1 protein-coding gene is annotated in these 1,129 nt (G+C 63.9%); it reads left to right on the top strand.

Translation table 11 applies throughout. The features are described from left to right. A partial coding sequence (locus ACB031_RS22735) for a VCBS domain-containing protein (protein ID WP_371140264.1) occupies positions 1 to 1,129 on the top strand: 1,129 nt, incomplete at both ends.

The raw sequence follows: 1,129 nt of genomic DNA, 5'->3' as shown, positions 1-1,129 counted from the left end.
GACCGAAGATGAAAGCAACCCGACCCTGACCGAGACCGGTACCCTGACCGTGACCGACGTGGACGGCGCGGATGAAGCCAAGTTTGTGGCCGGCAACGGCACTCCGAGCGCCGGTGCACTGGGTAGCCTGACCATCACCGAAGGCGGCGCCTGGACCTACAACGTCGACAACAGCAAGGTGCAGTACCTGGGCGAGGGCGAGACCAAGGTCGAGACCTTCACCGTGGCCTCTGTCGATGGCACTACCCACACCGTCACCATCACCATCACCGGCGTCAACGATTCTGCCGTCATTAGTGGCACTGACTCCGGCAACGTGGTGGAAGACGAGACCAACCCGACTCTGACCGAGACCGGTACCCTGACCGTGACCGACGTGGACGGCGCGGACGAAGCCAAGTTTGTGGCCGGCAACGGCACTCCGAGCGCGGGTGCACTGGGCAGCCTCTCCATCACCGAAGGCGGTGCCTGGACCTACAACGTCGACAACAGCAAGGTGCAGTACCTGGGCGAAGGCGAGACCAAGGTTGAGACCTTCACCGTGGCCTCGGTCGATGGCACCACCCACACCGTCACCATCACCATCACCGGCGTGAACGACAGCGCCGTTATTGGTGGTGTCGACAGCGGCAACGTGGTGGAAGACGAGACCAACCCGACCCTGACCGAGACCGGTACCCTGACCGTGTCCGACGTGGATGGCGCGGATGAAGCCAAGTTTGTGGCCGGCAACGGCACTCCGAGCGCGGGTGCGCTGGGTAGCCTCTCCATCACCGAAGGCGGTGCCTGGACCTACAACGTCGACAACAGCAAGGTGCAGTACCTGGGCGAGGGCGAGACCAAGGTCGAGACCTTCACCGTGGCCTCGGTCGATGGCACCACTCATACCGTCACCATCACCATCACCGGCGTCAACGATGCCGCGGTGATCACCGGTACCGACACCGGTGGTGTGACCGAAGATGAAAGCAACCCGACCCTGACCGAGACCGGCACCCTGACCGTGACCGACGTGGACGGCGCGGATGAAGCCAAGTTTGTGGCGGGCAACGGCACCCCGAGTGCGGGCGCACTGGGCAGCCTCTCCATCACCGAAGGCGGCACCTGGACCTACAACGTCGACAACAGC

The sequence above is a fragment of the Aeromonas sp. S8(2024) genome, assembly GCF_041403085.1.
Taxonomy (GTDB): Bacteria; Pseudomonadota; Gammaproteobacteria; order Enterobacterales; family Aeromonadaceae; genus Aeromonas; species Aeromonas dhakensis.
The sequence above is the reverse complement of the archived record's forward strand: the minus strand, read 5'-3'. Positions and strand labels throughout refer to the sequence as shown.